Raw genomic sequence first — 17,679 nt, 5'->3', positions numbered from 1 at the left:
GGTGGGTGGGAAAGCTCGCGCTGGACGCGCTAGTCCTCAAACGCCGGACGGGCTGGGTGGGCGGGTGGTGACAGGTGGGTGGGTGGGAAAGCTCGCGCTGGACGCGCTCGTCCTCAAGCGCCGGACGGGCTGGAGGGCGCGGACCTGGGCTGGAGGGCGCCGCCCGGCCCTTGAGCTCCCCTCAACCCCCGTCCCCTACCCCGCCCCCCCCTCAACCCCCGCTGGAAAATCGGCAGTAAACGGGCGGGTGGGCGGGAAGCACGACCCGAGCTGGAGAGCTGGCAGTAAACGGGTGGGTGGGTGGGAAATCTCCCCGCCATAGAGTGACCCCGCCGCGCGGCAACCCCCCGCACCGCAACCCCCCACGTTCTCCTGATCACATGATCAGCACCCTCCTCGCCCTGATCCTCCTCGCCCCGCCGGTGACGTACGACCTCATCGAGTCCGTACCCCTCCACGACGCCGCCCGGAAAGTGACCTGCTCCAAGCTCACCGGGCCCTATCAGCGGCAGGTCGAGTTCTGGCTCAGGTTGAAGGTGGACGGGAAGCAGTCCGCGTCCGACTGTGTCGCCATTCGGGCGTTTCAGCGGACGTACAAGATCAAGCCTGACAGTGGGTTCGCGGGGCCCGTCACCTGGTCCCGGATGCAGTTGCTGTCCGCGCGGAAGAATCCCAACGCCGCCGGCAAGTGTCCCGTACGGACCTATCGCGTCGCCTGTGTGGACCTCGGGCGGCAGCTCACCTGGGTGCAGAAGGGGAAGAAGGTCGTCTACGCGCCCGTGCCCGTTCGCAGTGGGCGGGTCGGGTACGCGACCCGGGGCGGGTGGCACAAGGTGTACTGGAAGCACAAGAACCATCACTCGACCCTCTACGACACCCCTATGCCCTACTCCCAGTTCTTCAGCGGCGGGCAGGCCTTCCATGCCGTCTACGGCAGCATCTACACCACCGTCGGCTCCATGGGCTGCGTCAACATGCGGCTCGCCGACGCACGGAAGCTGTGGGGTGTGCTCAAGACCGGCGACCGGGTGTATGTGTGGGGCCGCCGGGCCGCCGGGTAGGCGCGCCGCCGTGCTCCTGAGTACCTCTGAGACACTGGGGGCGCCATGAGTGAGACAGCAGCCCCGCCGGCCGCGGCCCTGCGTGCCCGCGCCGAGATCGATCTGGCCGCCCTGCGGGCCAACGTACGGACCCTGCGTGCCCGCGCGCGCGGCGCGGCCCTGATGGCCGTCGTCAAGTCCGACGCGTACGGCCACGGGGCCCTCCCGTGTGCCCGGGCCGCCGTCGAGGCGGGTGCGGAGTGGCTCGGCACCGCCACCCCGGAAGAGGCGCTCGCCCTGCGGCGGCCCGACTCCGGGATCCCGGACCACGTCCGGATCATGTGCTGGCTCTGGACGCCCGGCGGGCCCTGGCAGGCCGCCGTCGAGGCCGACATCGACGTGTCGGTGGGCGGGATGTGGGCCCTGCGGGAGGTTGTCGAGGCTGCCGCTGTCGCTCGTCGGCCCGCGCGCGTCCAGCTCAAGGCCGACACCGGGCTCGGGCGCGGTGGCTGTCAGCCGGGGGACGACTGGTGCGCGCTCGTCGCCGCCGCCCTGCGCGCCGAGCGCGACGGGCTCATCCGCGTCACCGGGCTCTGGTCCCACCTCGCCTGCGCCGACGAACCCGACCACCCCTCCATCGACGCCCAGCTAACCCGCTTCCACGACATGGTCGCGTACGCGGAACGGCATGGCGTACGGCCCGAGGTGCGGCATCTCGCCAACTCGCCCGCCGTGCTCAGCCGTCCGGACACGCACTTCGATCTCGTACGGACCGGGGTGGCCGTCTACGGCATCTCGCCCAGTCCTGAGATCGGGACCTCCGCCGATCTCGGGCTCCGGCCCGTGATGACGCTCGCCGCCTCGCTCGCGCTGGTCAAGCACGTACCGGGCGCGCACGGCGTCAGTTACGGCCATCACTACGTCACCCCGGGCGCCACCACCCTCGGGCTCGTCCCCGTCGGTTACGCGGACGGCATCCCGCGGCACGCCTCCGGCACCGGTCCCGTACTGATCGGCGGCAAGTGGCGGACCGTGGCCGGGCGGGTCGCCATGGACCAGTTCGTCGTCGACCTGGGCGGTGACGAGCCGCCTGTGGGCGCGGAAGTGCTGCTCTTCGGGCCCGGCGACCGAGGTGAGCCCACCGCCGAGGACTGGGCGCAGGCGGCCGGGACGATCGCGTACGAAATCGTCACCCGCATCGGAACCCGGGTGCCACGCCTCTACGTGAACGTAAGTACGTAGGTCCGTGAGTCCGTAAGTCCGTAAGTCCGAAGCTTCACCGAGCCGGCGACTTTTCAGCAGTGACCCCAGATTTCAGATTTCAGGATTTCAGAACTCCAGCGAGGAGCGGTACGTGAGCGAGAGCAGTGCGGAGGTCGTCGCGAGCGTCGCCACGGCGGCCGTGGCCTCCGCCACGGGGGCGTCGGCCGGGAACTGGCGCCGGGCGACCGGCATCGTCGGCGTCGCCATAGGAGTGGTCGCCGCCGGGGCCGCCGCGGGTGTCGCCGTCGAGCGGATGACCGTGGGGCGCGGGATGCGGCAGAAGGCGCGGCTCGCGCTCGACTCGGCCGGTCCGTACGGCGCGCTGCGCGGCACCCCGGGCCGGGCGTACGCCGACGACGGCACCGAGCTGTACTACGAGGTCGACGACGTCGACCCGGAGACCGCGCCCGCGATCACCCCGCGCCGGCGCCGCCTGTTCGGGCGCAAGGCCCCGGCCCCCGTCACCGTCGTGTTCAGCCATGGCTACTGCCTCAACCAGGACTCCTGGCACTTCCAGCGGGCCGCCCTGCGCGGTGTGGTGCGCAGCGTGTACTGGGATCAGCGCAGCCATGGGCGCTCCGGGCGCGGGGTCGCCCAGCACGAGGACGGGGTGCCCGTCTCCATCGACCAGCTCGGACGGGACCTGAAGGCCGTCCTCGACGCCGCCGTGCCCGAGGGGCCGATCGTGCTCGTCGGGCACTCCATGGGCGGGATGACCGTCATGGCCTTCGCCGACCAGTACCCGGACGTGGTGCGGGAACGGGTCGTCGGCGTCGCCTTCGTCGGTACGTCGGCCGGGCGGCTCGGCGAGGTCAACTTCGGGCTGCCCGTCGCGGGCGTCAACGCTGTACGACGGGTGCTGCCCGGCGTACTGAAGGCACTGGGGCAGCAGGCCGAGTGGGTGGAGCGGGGGCGGCGGGCCACCGCCGATCTCTTCACCGGGATCATCAAGCGGTACTCGTTCTCGTCGCGGGACGTCGATCCCGCCGTCGCCCGGTTCGCCGAGCGGATGCTGGAGAGCACGCCCATCGACGTCGTCGCCGAGTTCTACCCGGCCTTCACCGAGCACGACAAGACCGAGGCGCTCGCCCACTTCAAGGACCTGCCCGTGCTGGTGCTCTCCGGGGTCGGCGATCTCGTCACGCCCAGCGAGCACAGCGAGGCCATGGCCGACCTGCTGCCGGACGCCGAGCTGGTCCTCGTGCCGGACGCCGGGCACCTGGTGATGCTGGAGCACCCGGAGGCCGTCACCGACCGGCTCGCCGACCTGCTCACCCGCGCGGGCGCCGTGCCGGCAGGGGCTACCGTTTCCGGTTATGGAAGCACCAGCGGCAGCACAAGGGGCGGCACCAGGGGCAGCGCCCAACCCGGCTGAACCAGCCATGGCACCGGGCACCGTCCGGATCGTCGTCGACTCGCCCGAGGCCATGCGGGAGTTGGGGCGCCGGCTCACCGGGCTGCTGCGCGCCGGTGACCTCGTGATGCTCACCGGTGAGCTGGGCGCGGGCAAGACGACGCTGACGCGCGGGCTCGGCGAGGGGCTCGGGGTACGGGGTGCGGTCACCTCGCCGACCTTCGTGATCGCCCGCGTCCACCCCTCCCTCGTAGCCGGTCCGCCGCTCGTCCACGTGGACGCGTACCGGCTGGGCGGCGGTCTCGACGACATGGAGGACCTCGACCTCGACGTCTCGCTGCCCGAGTCCGTGGTGGTGGTCGAGTGGGGCGAGGGGAAGGTGGAGGAGCTGACGGACGACCGGCTGCATCTCCTCATCCACCGGGCCGTCGGGGACACGACCGACGAGGTACGGCACGTCACCCTCACGGGGGTGGGGGAGCGGTGGGCCGCCGTTGACCTCGGCGTGCTCCCGGGTCTGAGCTGAGCGTCGTAGGAACGTTTGCGTGAATGTTCCGACAATCAGTCGGCAAGATGTTGCGTCGGGCGTCTTGCGCGTGGTCACATGGTATCCAGTTCGTGGTTAGGTTTACCTAACTACGTCCGCCCCCGGACCTCAGGAGGCGTCCATGCCGGCCAACGAGAGCACGTCTGCGCCCAAGCGCCGCGCGGTTTCCATGCGTGAGTTGTTGGCTGCGGGTGTCGCTGCGCGGGCGGTTTCGACGCCTCCGCGTGTTCCTGATGTGCCGCCGGTTCAGGAACGGCCCAAGGCTGCTTAGGCGCATGGTTCGCCGCGGCGCCGTCGTGGCTGGTCGCGCAGTTCCTCGCGCCCCTGAAGGAGGGGCTGCGCCCCCCTTCAGTGGATCACCACGATCCGTTCTCCGATCGTCGCGAACTCCCACATCACGTCGCCGTCCGGGCGGGTCTCCCGGATGCCGCCCGTGCGCTGTTCCGGGTCGGGGGCCAGGCCCTGCTGCGGGCGTGGGGGCCTCACCGCCGCGCTGAAGCCGATGGCCACGCCGTCGACGCCCGTGAAGCGGACCACGTGTTCGATGGGGGTGCCGTCCGTGCCCGTGATCGAGTTCGAGCGGGACGTCACCAGATAGCTGCCCGGCGCCGGGTCGACCGTGCCCGGTACGACGGCGAAGGTACGGAGCACCTTGCCGTTCGCGGCGACGATCCACACCCGGTCGTCGTCCAGGGAGTACACGACCCGCTTGCCCTTGCCGGAGCCGCGCGGCAGGGCGTCGGGGTGCCGGGTGTCCCGGGGGACCTTCGACGTCGTCACCGGGGTCGAGGAGGACAGGCGGTCGGTGCCCGGGCGCAGGGGCGCCGTCGCGGAGGCCTGGTAGGCGAGGACGCCGACCGTGACGAGGGCCGCCGCCGTGAGCCCGGCCACGAATCCCGAGCTGCTCCTGGTCACCGGCGCCCACCTCTTCGTCTCGTACGTCCCGTTTTGTGGCGACGGTAGCAGCAGGCGTACCGCCGACCGGGGCGGCCGTACGCGGGGCGCGGGCGCCGTAGGCTGTTCGCGTGCTCTTGCTCGCTCTGGATACCGCCACCCCGGCCGTCACGGTCGCCCTGCACGACGGGACGGCCGTCGTCGCCGCGTCGAGCCAGGTCGACGCGCGCCGGCACGGGGAACTGCTGCTGCCCGCCGTCGACCGCGTCCTCGCCGAGGCGGGCACGGGCCTCGACGCCGTCACCGGCGTCGTCGTCGGCATCGGCCCCGGCCCCTACACCGGGCTGCGCGTCGGCCTGATGACCGCCGACACCTTCGGACTCGCGCTCGGCGTCCCCGTGCACGGCGTCTGCACCCTGGACGGCCTCGCGTACGCCGCCGAGGTCGACGAGGGTCCCTTCGTGGTCGCGACCGACGCCCGCCGCAAAGAGGTCTACTGGGCCCGCTACAGCGATTCCCGTACGAGGGTGACGGAGCCGTCCGTCGACCGGCCGGCGGACATCGCCGACCAGGTCGCGGGCCTGCCGGCCGTCGGCGCGGGCGCCCTGCTCTACCCGGAGACCTTCCCCGAAGCGCGCGGCCCCGAGCACGTGTCGGCCGCGGCCCTCGCCGCCCTGGCCGCCGAACGGCTGGCGGCGGGCGTCGAACTCCCCGTGCCCAGACCCCTCTACCTGCGCCGCCCCGACGCCCAGGTCCCCAAGAACTACAAGGTGGTCACCCCCAAGTGACGACTGCCGTGCTGCGCGAGATGCGCTGGTGGGACATCGAGCCCGTACTGGAGCTGGAGAAGGACCTCTTCCCCGAGGACGCCTGGTCCCGGGGCATGTTCTGGTCGGACCTGGCCCACGCGCGGGGCCCCGAGGCGACCCGGCGGTACTACGTCGCCGAGGAGGAGGCGGCTGACGGGAGCCGGCGGATCATCGGGTACGCGGGGCTCGCCACCGCCGGTACGGAGTCCGACAGCGGCTCCGCCACGGGGGCCGACGTACAGACGATCGCCGTCGCCCGCGAGCACTGGGGCACCGGCCTCGGCGCCCTGCTGCTGACCGAACTGCTGCGGGCGGCGACCGCGTTCGAGTGCGCCGAGGTCATGCTGGAGTGCCGGGTGGACAACGTGCGCGCGCAGAAGCTGTACGAGAGGTTCGGCTTCGAGCCCATCGGGTTCCGGCGCGGCTACTACCAGCCGGGGAACGTCGACGCGCTGGTGATGCGGCTGCGCGACCCGGCGGCATCGGTACCTTCGTCGTCCCCTGCGGCCCCGCCCGCCACCTCCTCCACTACCTCCCCTTCAGCCCCCTCAGCATCTTCAGCCCCTTCTGTACAAGGAACCGAGAGCAATGGCTGACTCCAAGGACGTCCCGCTCGTCCTCGGCATCGAGACCTCCTGCGACGAGACCGGCGTCGGGATCGTCGCCGGGACCACGCTCCTCGCGGACGCCATCGCGTCCAGCGTCGACGAGCACGCCCGGTTCGGCGGTGTCGTGCCCGAGGTGGCCTCGCGTGCGCACCTGGAGGCGATGGTGCCGACCATCGAGCGGGCGCTGAAGGAGGCGGGGGTCAGCGCGAGGGACCTCGACGGCATCGCCGTCACCGCCGGTCCCGGGCTCGCGGGCGCCCTGCTGGTCGGGGTCTCGGCGGCGAAGGCGTACGCCTACGCACTGGGCAAGCCGCTGTACGGCGTGAACCACCTCGCCTCGCACATCTGCGTGGACCAGCTGGAGCACGGCCCGCTGCCCGAGCCGACGATGGCCCTGCTGGTCAGCGGCGGGCACTCGTCCCTCCTCCTCTCCTCGGACATCACCTCCGACGTACGGCCGATGGGCGCGACCATCGACGACGCGGCAGGCGAGGCCTTCGACAAGATCGCCCGGGTACTGAACCTGGGCTTCCCCGGCGGTCCGGTCATCGACCGGTACGCGAAGGAGGGCGACCCTCGCGCGATCGCCTTCCCGCGCGGGCTGACCGGGCCGCGCGACCCGGCGTACGACTTCTCCTTCTCGGGCCTGAAGACGTCCGTGGCCCGCTGGATCGAGGCGAAGCGGGCGGCGGGGGAGGAGGTGCCGGTGCGTGATGTGGCGGCCTCCTTCCAGGAGGCGGTGGTGGACGTGCTGACCCGGAAGGCGGTACGGGCCTGCAAGGACGAGGGTGTTGATCATTTGATGATCGGCGGGGGTGTCGCCGCCAACACGCGGCTGCGGGCGCTGGCCCAGGAGCGGTGCGAGGCGGCCGGTATCCGACTCCGGGTACCCCGGCCCAAGTTGTGCACGGACAACGGGGCGATGGTGGCGGCGTTGGGCGCGGAGATGGTTGCCCGCAACCGGGCCCCGTCGGACTGGGAGTTGTCGGCGGACTCCTCGCTGCCGGTGACGGACCCGCATGTACCCGGACACGGTCACAGCCACGGTCACTCGCACTCGCACGATCATGTGCACGAGGTCAGCAAGGGGAACCTGTACACGTGACCGTCGTCGCGTTGATGTGGGAGGCCCGGGCCGTCGAGGGGCGGGGGGACGAACTCCTCGCCTGGGTGCGGGCGCAGGTCCGGGAGCAGGAGCAGGAGTTGGCGGTGGCTCCCGTACGCAGGGAGGTGCTGCGGGCTCCGCAGGACCGCGTGCTCGTCATCACGTGGTGGGATGCGGAGTTCGACGCGGAGCTGCCTGAACTGCCCGAGCCGGACGCGGGGTTGGTGGCGCGTGCGGTGCATCGGTGGCGGTTCGAGGTGGTGGTGGAGTGACGTCCCGGTCCCTCGCGGATACGCAGTTCTGACGGGTCGCCCCGCGACCGCCTCCACAGCAGTCCCACCAGGTTGCCATGGCTCATTCACGCGATGTCCATATCTGACGCGTGTGGGCGACAGGATTCGGCCATTGACTCTCCTCCGGCGCGGTGCCCTTCGGCACGGCGTGGGGAGAGTCGTTTCCGTTTCTTGATGGGCGAGGGGCGTACGTGGTGTCCACGCAGGAGGGTTCCGGCGCGCCGGAGTCCGACAGAGCCGTGCCTCGGCGGTTGTCCGCCGCCAGGGGGTTCGGTGACCGGGTCTTCCGGGTCCAGTTGACGGCAACCGGGGTCGTGGTCCTCGCGATCATGGCGGCCGTCGGGCTGTTCCTGCTGCTGAGGGCGGGGCAGGCGCTGCACGCCCGGGGCCCGGCGTTCCTCACAACTGCCGCCTGGCAGCCGGACGTTCACAACTTCGGCATCGCGGCCGTGCTCACCGGCACGCTGCTGATCGCCCTCGTCGCCGTCACCATCTCCGTACCGCTCGCGGTCGGGACGGCGCTGTTCATCTCCGACGTGGCACCGCGCCGACTGCGCCGCACGCTCATCAGCATGGTCGACCTGATGGCCGCCGTACCGTCGGTGGTCTATGGCCTGTGGGGGCTCTTCTTCCTCCAGCAGCATGTGATCGGGCTGTCGCGCTGGCTCTCCGACTGGCTGGGTTGGATACCGCTGTTCACCGTGGACGGGATCCAGCCAGGCGACCCGCTCGCCTCCGACAGCGTGTACACGGCGTCCACCTTCGTCGCCGGGATCGTCGTCGCGCTCATGGTCGCGCCGATCCAGTGCTCGGTGATGCGCGAGGTCTTCTCGCAGGCCCCGGCGGGCGAGCGGGAGGGCGCGTACGCGCTCGGCGCGACCCGCTGGGGCATGATCCGGTCGGTCGTCCTGCCGTACGGCAAGGGCGGGATCATCGGCGGCACGATGCTGGGCCTCGGCCGGGCACTCGGCGAGACCATCGCCGTCTACCTGATCATCTCGCCGGTGTTCACCATCCAGCCGCACATCCTGCAGACCGGCTCGAACTCGGTCTCCTCCCTCATCGCCCTGCACTACGGCGACTCCTCCGAGTTCGGCATGTCGGCGCTGATGGCGGCGGGCCTGGCGCTGTTCCTGCTCACCCTGGCGGTCAACTTCACCGCCTCCTCCGTCGCGGCACGGTCGCGCTCCGGCGCCCAGAGCGAGGCCTGAGATGACTGTCGTAACCGTGGTGAAAGAGCAGCCTGTTGAGGGCGAAACGCCCGCGGGGTCCGTAGCACCGCAGGATTCCGCACCTCCCACCCCCGTCTCCCCCGCTTCCCCCCACTCTTCCTCCCTCTCCCCCTCCCCCGAACAGCCGCGCCGCATAGGTGGGGTGAGCCGTTCCGCCGTACTGTCCCTGACGGGTGCGGCGGCCTCGGCCCTCTGCGTGACGATCCTGCTGTTCGGCGAACTGGCCCCGTTCTCGGGGATGTTGGGCTTCGTCGTCACCGCCTACGTCGTCTTCCTCACCGTCTACGCGGTGCTGACCGGCTTCGAGGAGGACGGCCAGGCGGTACGGGACCGGGTGATGACGGTCGTGCTGTGGACGGCGGCCTCGCTGCTGTTCTCCGCGCTCGCCCTGGTCGTCGGCTTCACCGCCTGGCGCGGCAAGGACGCGCTGCCGCACGGCAACTTCTTCACCCAGGACATGCAGGCGACGGGCCCGCTGGACCCGTTGACGATGGGCGGTATCGCCCACGCGATGACCGGCACGCTGATCATGATGGCGATAGCGCTGACGATCACGGTCCCGCTGGGCCTGGCCTGCGCGGTGTACCTGAACCAGATCCCGGGCCGCTTCTCCCGATTCGTCCGCACGATCGTCGAGGCGATGACCGCGCTGCCGTCGATCGTGGCGGGCCTGATGGTGTACGCGGTGTGGATCCTCGGGCTCGGGATGCAGAAGTCGGGCCTGGCGGCCGGGTTCGCGATCAGCGTGATGATGCTGCCGATCGTGATCAGGGCCTCGGACGTGGTGCTGCGCCTGGTGCCGGGCACGTTGACGGAGGCGGCGGAGGCCCTGGGCGCACCGCGCTGGCGCACGGTGTGGCACGTGGTCCTGCCCACGGCGCGCTCGGGCCTCGCGACGGCGGTCATCCTCGGCACGGCACGAGGAATCGGCGAGACGTCACCGGTCCTGCTGACCGCGGGCTTCACAGCGGCCCTGAACGCCGACCCGACGTCCGGCCCGATGGTGTCGTTGCCGCTGGCGGTCTTCAACTTCGTCAAGTCACCGCAGCAGGAGATGATCGCGAGGGGCTTCGGCGCGGCGGCGGTGCTGATGACGATGGTCCTGGTGCTGTTCGTGATCGCCCGAGTGATCGGCGGCCGAGGCCCCGGCCACCAGACCCGCCGCCAGTCCCGCCGAACGGCCCGAGCCTCCCGCAGAGACACGACCCGCTTCGCCGAACTGCACGAGCAGGGCCCGGGGTTGTCGCTGTTCGACACACCGGCTGCGGACTCGGGGACTGCAGCGGCGGCAGCAGCAGCGGCAGACGCGGGTAGCGCGTCGCAACTACCGCTCACGTCCGACCCGGCGACAGCAGCAGCCGCCGAGGGGCAGGGCGTCCCGCAGGGTTCGCCTGCTGCTGGACCGACGGCAGTGACAGAGGCAGAGGCAGAGGCAGCGGCAGCGGACGGTGGCGGGTACGCCTGGCAGGAGTCACCGGCCCCCGACCCGGCGGAAGCCGCCGCAGGCGAAGCCACTTGGCAGGAGTCACCCACGGGTGATCAGGCGGGAGTTGCCGATGGGGCCACTCCTCAGTGGCCACTCACCCCCGACCTGGCGGCAGCCGCCGCTGGCGAGGCCACCTCGCAGGGGTCATCCACCGTTGGTCCGAGGGGAACTGCTGATGAGGCCGCTCCGCAGTGGCCACTCACCCCCGACCTGCCCGCAGCCGCCGCAGGCGAAGCCCCCTCGCCCTGGCCTCCCACCCCCGAACTGCCCGCAGCCGCCAATGGCGAGTCAGCCCCACAGGGGCCACCCGCACCCGACGACGAAGGCGCCACGGGTGGTGCGGGCGGGAAACACAACCCGGCCGGAGGCCGGGAAACCACCCACCGACCCGCACCCGCCCCCACCCCCGGAGAGACCGACTGATGCCCACCCACCGCACCACAGCTCTCCGCCTCCTCCGAGTCCTCCTCACCCTCCTCTGCACAGCCGCCGCCCTCCTCACCGGCCCAGCGGCGCCCCCCGCCGCCGCCGAGAGCTACACCCCCGTAGCCGGCGCAGGCTCCACCTGGGCCGAGAACGCCATCGAGCAGTGGCGCAAGGCCGTCAACCAGTACGGCATGCGCATCAGTTACGCCGGCAGCGGTTCCTCCGACGGACGGCGTCAGTTCCTCAGCGGCACCGTCGACTTCGCCGTGTCCGACATCCCGTTCCAGACCAACCCCACCGACGGCTCCGCCGCCGAACGCCCCTCCACCGGCAGCTACGCCTACATGCCGATCGTCGCGGGCGGCACCTCGTTCATGTACCACCTCACCGTCAACGGCAGGAAGGTCACCAACCTCCGCCTCTCCGGAGACGTGGTCACCAAGATCTTCACCGGCGTCGTCAAGTACTGGGACGACCCGGTCGTCAAGGCCGACAACCCGGGGCTCCAGCTCCCGCACCGAGCCGTCGTCCCCGTCGTCCGCTCCGACGGCTCAGGCTCCACCGCCCAGTTCACGATGTGGATGGCGAACCAGCACCCGTCCCTCTGGAAGGCGTACTGCGCCAAGGTCGGCCGCTCGGGCGCCTGCGGCCAGACCTCGTACTACCCGACCGTCTCCGGCATGATCGCCCAGTCCGGCGACCCGGGCGTCGCCGGATACGTCGCCCAGAACTACGGCGAGGGCGCGATCGGGTACGTCAACTACTCGTACGCCATCAACGAGGGCTATCCCGTCGCCAAGGTCCTCAACCACGCGGGCTACTACACCGAGCCGACCCCCAAGAACGTCGCCGTCTCACTCCTCAAGGCGAAGATCAACACCAACAAGACCTCCGCCGACTACCTCACCCAGAAGCTCGAAGGCGTCTACAACGACACCGACAAGCGCAACTACCCCCTGTCCAGCTACTCGTACATGATCCTGCCGCTCAAGGTGCAGGGCACCTTCACCAAGGACAAGGGCAAGACGCTCGGCGCCTTCTCCTACTACTTCATGTGCCAGGGCCAGCAACAGGCGCCCCAACTCGGCTACTCACCCCTGCCGATCAACCTCGTACAGGCGGGCTTCGACCAGATCCGCCGTATCCCGGGGGTGAAGGCGCAGAACATCAACATCAAGGGCTGCAACAACCCCACCTTCAGCGCGGACGGCCACAACAAGCTTGCGGAGACCGCCCCTTACCCCGCCGCCTGCGACAAGAAGGGCGCCGCGCCCTGCAACACGGGCAGCGGCGGCGCCAAGCCCGCCTCAGGCAGCGGCAGTTCGGGCGGAGGCTCGGGCAGCTCCGGCGGTACGTCCGCCGGTGGCACCTCCGGCGGTACGGCGTCCGGCGGCACCGCGTCCGGTGGCACCACCGGCGGCGCGGCGGCGACCGGCGGCAGCGCGTCCGGCGGCGGTACGGCGGCGAGCGGGGGCGGCGCCGGGCAACCCGCAGTCGACCCCGACACCGGGCAGGCCCTGACCACCGGCGGCGGCACGGTCACCGGCACGGGCGGCACCGCCACCGCCGTGGACGGCACGATCGCCCTCGCCCAACCCGTCGCCGTGGCCGGACGCGGCGGCTGGACCGGCACCCAGACCCTGATGGTCCTCGCCGCCCTGCTCATCCTCGGCCTGGTCCTGCTGCCGTCCGTCGTAGCCCGCACCCTCGGCGCGAACCGCCGTACCACGGACGGGAGTTGATGATGAGAGCGAACAGCAACCGCAAGACCGTCCGGATACGGCGCCTCCTCCTCCGTCTCCTCACCGGAGCCACCGCCGGCGCCCTCGCCGGCCTGGCCCTCGCCCAGACCGCCCCACCCGCCACAGCCGCCGCAGGCACCAGTTCCGCCGTGACCGTCTCCGGACGCGGTGAGTTCAAGGACATGAAGTTCACGGTCAGCCAGACCGAGCACCTCACCAGCCAGGCGGTCACCGTCTCCTGGACCGGTGGCACGCCAACCACCCTCGCGGGCACGCTCTTCAACACCGACTTCGTGCAGATCATGCAGTGCTGGGGCGACGACGACGGCACCGTCGCCGCCAACCCCGGCCCGCCGCGCACCCAGTGCCAGTACGGCGCCTCCCCGACCACCGACCGGGGCAGCTGGCCGGGCAACGAGTACGACGACACCCGCAAGGTCTTCTACAGCGCCGACCCCACCAACTACGGCCAGGACGACCGCTACGGCGCCGGAAACGTCTCCGGCCTCGGCGAGGTCCCCTTCAAGGCCGTCGACGGCACGCTCATCACCTCCGGCACCCAGAACAACGCCCTGTTCAACCGCAACACCACCAACGAGGTCGACTTCGCCCGCACCGGCGCCGACGGCACCGGCACGGAGTACATGGAGGTGCAGACCGCCAACGAGGCCCCGCACCTGGGCTGCGGAGTCCCCGTACGGGAGAACGGGACCCTCACCCCCCGCTCCTGCTGGCTGGTCATCGTCCCGCAGGGCCATCTCGACCTGGACGGCAAGCCGTACGCCGACACCAGCCAGGTGAACGCCGGTTCGCCGGTCTCCGCGACCAACTGGAAGAACCGCATCGCGGTCAAGCTCGGCTTCAACAACGTCGGCGTCAACTGCGCGCTGGGCTCCGACGAACGCGCCACGAGCGGCAGCGAACTCGCCGCCGACGCCATGAGCAGCTGGCAGACCGCCCTCTGCCCGAGCGGCAAGGTGTACGGCTACACGGAACTCGGCGAGCCCGACACCCGCTCCCGGCTCATCGCCGACGGCTCGTCCGGGCTGGCGTTCACGACCCGGGCCCTCGGCGCCGACGCGGGCACGACAGCGCCCGCCGATCCCACCGTCTACGCCCCAACCGCCCTCTCCGGCACGGTGATCGGCTTCACCGTCGAGCGCAGGCCGAAAGCCGGGGCCTCCGAAGCCGTCCGCAAGCTGGCCGGGACCAAGGTCGAGTCGCTCGACCTCACCCCACGCCTGGTCGCCAAGCTGCTCACCGAGTCCTACCGCAACTCCCCCTGGGGAGCGGTCGTCGGCACCACCGCCGCCAAGGGGTACGGCTGGGCCAAGAACAACCCGGCGGGACTCGCCAGCGACCCCGAATTCATCGCGCTCAACCCGGAGTTCGCCGAACTGTCCGTCCCGGAGACCCCGGCCACTTCCACCGACCTGCTCACCGCCCTCGGGCACAGCGACTCGGCACGCGCGGTCTGGCAGTGGATCGTCTCCGACAAGGAGGCCCGCAACTTCCTCGCGGGCGTCTCCGACGACTGGGGCATGAAGGTCAACCCGTACTTCAGCACCAACACCGACCTCAACCCCACCGGCTTCGCCTTCGACCCGGCGAACACCGACACCTACCCCAAGAGCGACCCCTGGTGCACGATCCCGCCGGGCACCGACGCCACCGCACCCCAGTGCATGATCGACTTCCATCCGTACGTCACCGACATGCACGCCGGTGCCCTGCACACCCGGCGCGCGGACAGCCTCTGGAAGGCGGTCTGGGACCCGCTGGCCAGCCCGCCCGCGTACAAGAGCCCCGGCCCGCAGACGGTCGGTTCGCGCTTCGTGATCACGGTGACGGACGCGGCCTCCGCCGCCCGTTACGGCCTCCAGACCGCGCGCCTGCGCAACGTCTCCGGCACCTTCGTCGCCCCCACCACGGCCTCCCTCACCACCGCCGCCGCGAGCGCCTCCGGCACCGGCGCCCCCGAGATCAGCCCGGCCAGGGCCACCGCGAAGGGCGCGTACCCGCTCGCCCAGCTCGTCTACGCGGCCGTACGCCCGGCGAAGCTCGACTCCGCCGCCCGCAAGGACTACGCGACCCTGCTGACCTACGCCGCCGAGAAGGGCCAGATCAGCGGCGCCGACCCGGGCCGCCTCCCGGCCGGTTACGCGCCCCTGCCCAAGTCCCTGCGCGCCAAGACCGTCAAGGCCGCCGCCGCCCTCGCCCACTACACCGGCCCGGCCGCCACCAACGGGGGCTCCGGAGGCGGGAGTTCGGCCTCCGGTGGGTCCAACGGCGGTACGTCCGGCGGCGGTTCCGCCGACTCGGGCGGGCTCGGCGGCACGGTCGCCGGGGGCGCGACCGACGGCGGTACGACCGGCGGCGCCGCCGCGTCCGCCTCCGGTGGCGGCGGCGCGAGCGCCTCGCCCAGCGACAAGCCCTCGTACGACGGTGGTCAGGCCGTCCAGACGACAGCGGCCGGCACCACCCCCGCCGACCCGGCGAACGCCCTGCGCTACGCCGTCCCCGTGGGCGCCGCGCTCGGTGCCGCCGCCGCACTCGGGGCGCCCTTCGCGGGCGGCGGCCGACTGCGGCTGCCGCTCCGGGTCCCGCTCCCCGGCGGTCGCACGCTGACCGTCGTCCCCGAACTCGCCCTCCCGGAACGGCTGCGCGGGCTGCTGCCACCCGGCCGGGGCTGACCCCCGGAGCCCCCGCCCACCGGCCGGGGCTCCCCACAGACGGCCGCCCGCCCCGAATCGCAGTCGGGGCGGACAGCCCGTACCACCTTGCCAGATCCTCTCTCGTTCCACGACGCACAACAGGAGAACCTCGATGCGCAGAACGCGCCTCACGGCGGCCATGGTCGCCGCCGCCGTGGTGTCCGGCACGCTGGCTCTCGCGAGCCCGGCGTCCGCCGACCCCACCCCCGCCGGAACGTTCCGCCAGCTCGTGGGCGTGGGTTCCGACACCACCCAGGACGTCCTGAACGCCCTCGCCGGTGACACCGTCAACGACAAGAGCTACGCCGGCACCGCCGTGAAGTCGACGGCCGGCGCGGGCCTCGCCTCCTACGACGCGATCGGCTCCGCCACCATCCAGACCCGCTCGGGCGGTACGGCGTTCACCCGGCCGAACGGTTCGGGGCCGGGCCGGACCGCGCTCAGCATGTCGCTCACCGGCGACCTCTTCCCGAACGCGACGGGCGTCTCCGTCAAGGGCCAGGTCGACTTCGCCCGCTCCTCCGGCGGCCCGAGCGTCTCCGGCACCGCGCTCACCTACATCCCGTTCGCCCGGGACGCGGTCGGCGTCGCGGTGCGCGGCACCGGCCTCGACAGCCTGACGGTCGACCAGCTGCACGACGTCTACGCGGCCGGCAGCGACCACAAGGTCAACGGCCAGACCGTGAAGCCGGTGCTCCCGCAGAGCGGCTCCGGCACCCGCAAGTTCTTCCTCGGGGCGATCGGCCTCAGCGAGGCCACGGTCGACACCAGCATCACGACCGTCCAGGAGAACCAGGCCGACGCCGCGCTCACCGCCGACGGCACCCTCGTACCGTTCTCCGTGGGCAGCTGGATCGCGCAGAGCAACGACGTCGCCCCCGACCACAGCGGGACCGCGATCGCCGCCGGCGCCCACCTGGCCAGCGTCACGCTGCCCGGCGACTCCGGCGCGACCAGCCCGGTCACCACGGTCAACGGCAAGCTCGCCCCGGTCGGCGGCTACTACGAGAACGCCACCTTCGGCCGCGACGTCTACAACGTCGTCCCGACCCGGGCGATCGACCCGAGCAGCGTCTTCTTCGACAAGGACGTGTACGACGTCTTCGTCACCAGCGGTACCCACGAGGCGGCCCTCGCCTCCGACGCCGCCGAGGCCGTCATCGCCAAGTTCGGCTTCGTGAACGAGTCGTACAACGGCTCGGTCAACCTCGCCAAGCACGCCAAGGTCGGCGGCCTGGAGATCACCGGCCTGGAAGCCAAGACGCCGGCCAAGCCCGCCCTCAAGACCACCCTCGGCGACGCGAGCGTCAAGCTCAGCTGGACCGCGCCGAGCCCGGCCCCGGCCCAGCCCGTCACCGACTACCGCGTGACGCTGCTCGGCGCCGACGGCGGTGTCGTGGCCACGAAGGACGTCCCGGCCACGACGACGTCGTACACCTTCTCGGGCCTCGCCACCGGCACCTACACCGTCTCGGTCGCCGCCGCCAACCTCATCGGCACCGGCGACGCCGCCACCTGGACCGGCGCGGTCAAGTACGCCAGCACCACGAAGGCGTCCGTCGCCACGACCGCGTACGGCAAGGCCCCCAAGGTCGCCGTCACCGTGACCGGCAGCCACGGTGTCGTCCCCTCCGGCAAGGTCACCGTCAAGGAGGGCACCACCACCCTCGGCACCGGCACCCTGAACAGCGCGGGCAAGGTCACCGTCAGCCTGTCGAACCGTCTGAAGGTGGCCACGCACACGCTGACCGTCTCCTACGCGGGCGCCGCCAAGCTCAACGCCTCCTCGACCACGGCCTCCCTCAAGGTCACCAAGGCGACCCCGGCCGTCGGCACCACCGCCCCGGCGTCGGTCGCCCACAGCGCCCGCGCCAAGGTCACCGTGAAGGTCACCGCGACCGGCACGACCCCCGGCGGCACGGTCCGTATCTACGAGGGCTCCCGTGTCGTCGCCACCGGCACGCTGAGCGCCGGCAAGGTCACCATCACCCTGCCGAAGCTGGCCAAGGGCAAGCACACGCTGCGCGCCTTCTACGCCGGTTCGACGACCGTGCTCTCGAAGTACGGCGTGAACTTCGTCATCAAGTCCACCTGATCCACGACCGGTTCGACCGGTGCCCGGGGGACCGCCGCCACGGTCCCCCGGGCACCCTCCCAAACCCCTGA

General features: G+C 71.5%; 14 protein-coding genes. 13 read left to right on the top strand and 1 reads right to left on the bottom strand.

Annotation, left to right across the window (positions count from 1 at the left end; all coding sequences use genetic code 11):
* The first annotated feature begins 380 nt into the window (after window positions 1-380).
* From CW359_RS27595 to tsaE, 4 genes are all read left to right on the top strand, one after another.
* A complete protein-coding gene (locus tag CW359_RS27595) occupies window positions 381-1,061 on the top strand; it encodes a L,D-transpeptidase family protein (RefSeq protein ID WP_105972848.1) in 681 nt (226 codons plus the stop codon).
* A 45-nt stretch (window positions 1,062-1,106) separates the two neighbouring features.
* Window positions 1,107-2,282 carry an alanine racemase gene (gene alr, locus CW359_RS27590; protein ID WP_105972847.1) on the top strand — a complete coding sequence of 392 codons (1,176 nt, stop codon included), beginning with the start codon at window positions 1,107-1,109 and terminating at the stop codon, window positions 2,280-2,282.
* Between the two features lie 112 nt (window positions 2,283-2,394).
* Entirely contained in the window at window positions 2,395-3,678 is a 1,284-nt protein-coding gene (locus tag CW359_RS27585) for an alpha/beta fold hydrolase (protein ID WP_198655409.1), read from the top strand.
* Between the two features lie 7 nt (window positions 3,679-3,685).
* Entirely contained in the window at window positions 3,686-4,183 is a 498-nt protein-coding gene (tsaE, locus tag CW359_RS27580) for a tRNA (adenosine(37)-N6)-threonylcarbamoyltransferase complex ATPase subunit type 1 TsaE (RefSeq protein ID WP_105972845.1), read from the top strand.
* Window positions 4,184-4,552: 369 nt separating this feature from the next.
* Here the strand turns inward: tsaE and CW359_RS27575 are convergent, their stop codons facing one another.
* Window positions 4,553-5,119: a hypothetical protein gene (locus tag CW359_RS27575; protein ID WP_105972844.1), complete on the bottom strand. Its 567-nt coding sequence runs from the start codon at window positions 5,117-5,119 to the stop codon at window positions 4,553-4,555.
* Between the two features lie 110 nt (window positions 5,120-5,229).
* Here CW359_RS27575 and tsaB point away from each other — a divergent pair, with 110 nt between their 5' ends.
* The 9 genes from tsaB (at window position 5,230) to CW359_RS27530 (ending at window position 17,608) form a co-directional block, all read left to right on the top strand.
* On the top strand, window positions 5,230-5,886 hold the full coding sequence (tsaB, locus tag CW359_RS27570; protein ID WP_105972843.1) for a tRNA (adenosine(37)-N6)-threonylcarbamoyltransferase complex dimerization subunit type 1 TsaB: 657 nt from the start codon (window positions 5,230-5,232) through the stop codon (window positions 5,884-5,886).
* Entirely contained in the window at window positions 5,883-6,503 is a 621-nt protein-coding gene (gene rimI / locus CW359_RS27565; RefSeq protein ID WP_232838618.1) for a ribosomal protein S18-alanine N-acetyltransferase, read from the top strand. The genes tsaB and rimI overlap by 4 nt, the downstream gene beginning before the upstream one ends.
* The gene (gene tsaD / locus CW359_RS27560; protein WP_105972842.1) at window positions 6,496-7,620 is read left to right on the top strand and encodes a tRNA (adenosine(37)-N6)-threonylcarbamoyltransferase complex transferase subunit TsaD; all 1,125 of its coding nucleotides are present in this window, start codon (window positions 6,496-6,498) and stop codon (window positions 7,618-7,620) included. The genes rimI and tsaD overlap by 8 nt, the downstream gene beginning before the upstream one ends.
* A 14-nt stretch (window positions 7,621-7,634) precedes the next feature.
* Entirely contained in the window at window positions 7,635-7,892 is a 258-nt protein-coding gene (locus CW359_RS27555) for a hypothetical protein (RefSeq protein ID WP_105972861.1), read from the top strand.
* A gap of 215 nt (window positions 7,893-8,107) precedes the next feature.
* Window positions 8,108-9,124 (top strand): phosphate ABC transporter permease subunit PstC, encoded by a 1,017-nt coding sequence (gene pstC / locus CW359_RS27550; RefSeq protein ID WP_232838617.1) that lies wholly within the window; start codon window positions 8,108-8,110, stop codon window positions 9,122-9,124.
* Between the two features lie 163 nt (window positions 9,125-9,287).
* Entirely contained in the window at window positions 9,288-11,054 is a 1,767-nt protein-coding gene (pstA, locus tag CW359_RS27545) for a phosphate ABC transporter permease PstA (protein WP_198655408.1), read from the top strand.
* Window positions 11,054-12,799 (top strand): substrate-binding domain-containing protein, encoded by a 1,746-nt coding sequence (locus CW359_RS27540; RefSeq protein ID WP_105972839.1) that lies wholly within the window; start codon window positions 11,054-11,056, stop codon window positions 12,797-12,799. The genes pstA and CW359_RS27540 overlap by 1 nt, the downstream gene beginning before the upstream one ends.
* Window positions 12,799-15,492: a hypothetical protein gene (locus CW359_RS27535; protein ID WP_157968643.1), complete on the top strand. Its 2,694-nt coding sequence runs from the start codon at window positions 12,799-12,801 to the stop codon at window positions 15,490-15,492. Before CW359_RS27540 ends, CW359_RS27535 begins: the two co-directional genes overlap by 1 nt.
* A gap of 133 nt (window positions 15,493-15,625) precedes the next feature.
* Window positions 15,626-17,608 (top strand): Ig-like domain repeat protein, encoded by a 1,983-nt coding sequence (locus tag CW359_RS27530; RefSeq protein ID WP_105972837.1) that lies wholly within the window; start codon window positions 15,626-15,628, stop codon window positions 17,606-17,608.
* The last annotated feature ends 71 nt before the right edge of the window (window positions 17,609-17,679 follow it).

Source organism: Streptomyces geranii, from assembly GCF_002954775.1.
GTDB classification, from domain to species: domain Bacteria; phylum Actinomycetota; class Actinomycetes; order Streptomycetales; family Streptomycetaceae; genus Streptomyces; species Streptomyces geranii.
The sequence above is the reverse complement of the archived record's forward strand: the minus strand, read 5'-3'. Positions and strand labels throughout refer to the sequence as shown.

What these genes read in the sequence shown, in the direction of transcription:
- CW359_RS27595 (WP_105972848.1), top strand. Translation starts at nt 381, where the DNA reads ATGATCAGCACCCTCCTCGCCCTGATCCTCCTCGCCCCGCCGGTGACG.
- alr (WP_105972847.1), top strand. Translation starts at nt 1,107, where the DNA reads ATGAGTGAGACAGCAGCCCCGCCGGCCGCGGCCCTGCGTGCCCGCGCC.
- tsaE (WP_105972845.1), top strand. Translation starts at nt 3,686, where the DNA reads ATGGCACCGGGCACCGTCCGGATCGTCGTCGACTCGCCCGAGGCCATG.
- tsaD (WP_105972842.1), top strand. Translation starts at nt 6,496, where the DNA reads ATGGCTGACTCCAAGGACGTCCCGCTCGTCCTCGGCATCGAGACCTCC.
- CW359_RS27555 (WP_105972861.1), top strand. Translation starts at nt 7,635, where the DNA reads ATGTGGGAGGCCCGGGCCGTCGAGGGGCGGGGGGACGAACTCCTCGCC.
- CW359_RS27540 (WP_105972839.1), top strand. Translation starts at nt 11,054, where the DNA reads ATGCCCACCCACCGCACCACAGCTCTCCGCCTCCTCCGAGTCCTCCTC.
- CW359_RS27535 (WP_157968643.1), top strand. Translation starts at nt 12,799, where the DNA reads ATGATGAGAGCGAACAGCAACCGCAAGACCGTCCGGATACGGCGCCTC.
- CW359_RS27530 (WP_105972837.1), top strand. Translation starts at nt 15,626, where the DNA reads ATGCGCAGAACGCGCCTCACGGCGGCCATGGTCGCCGCCGCCGTGGTG.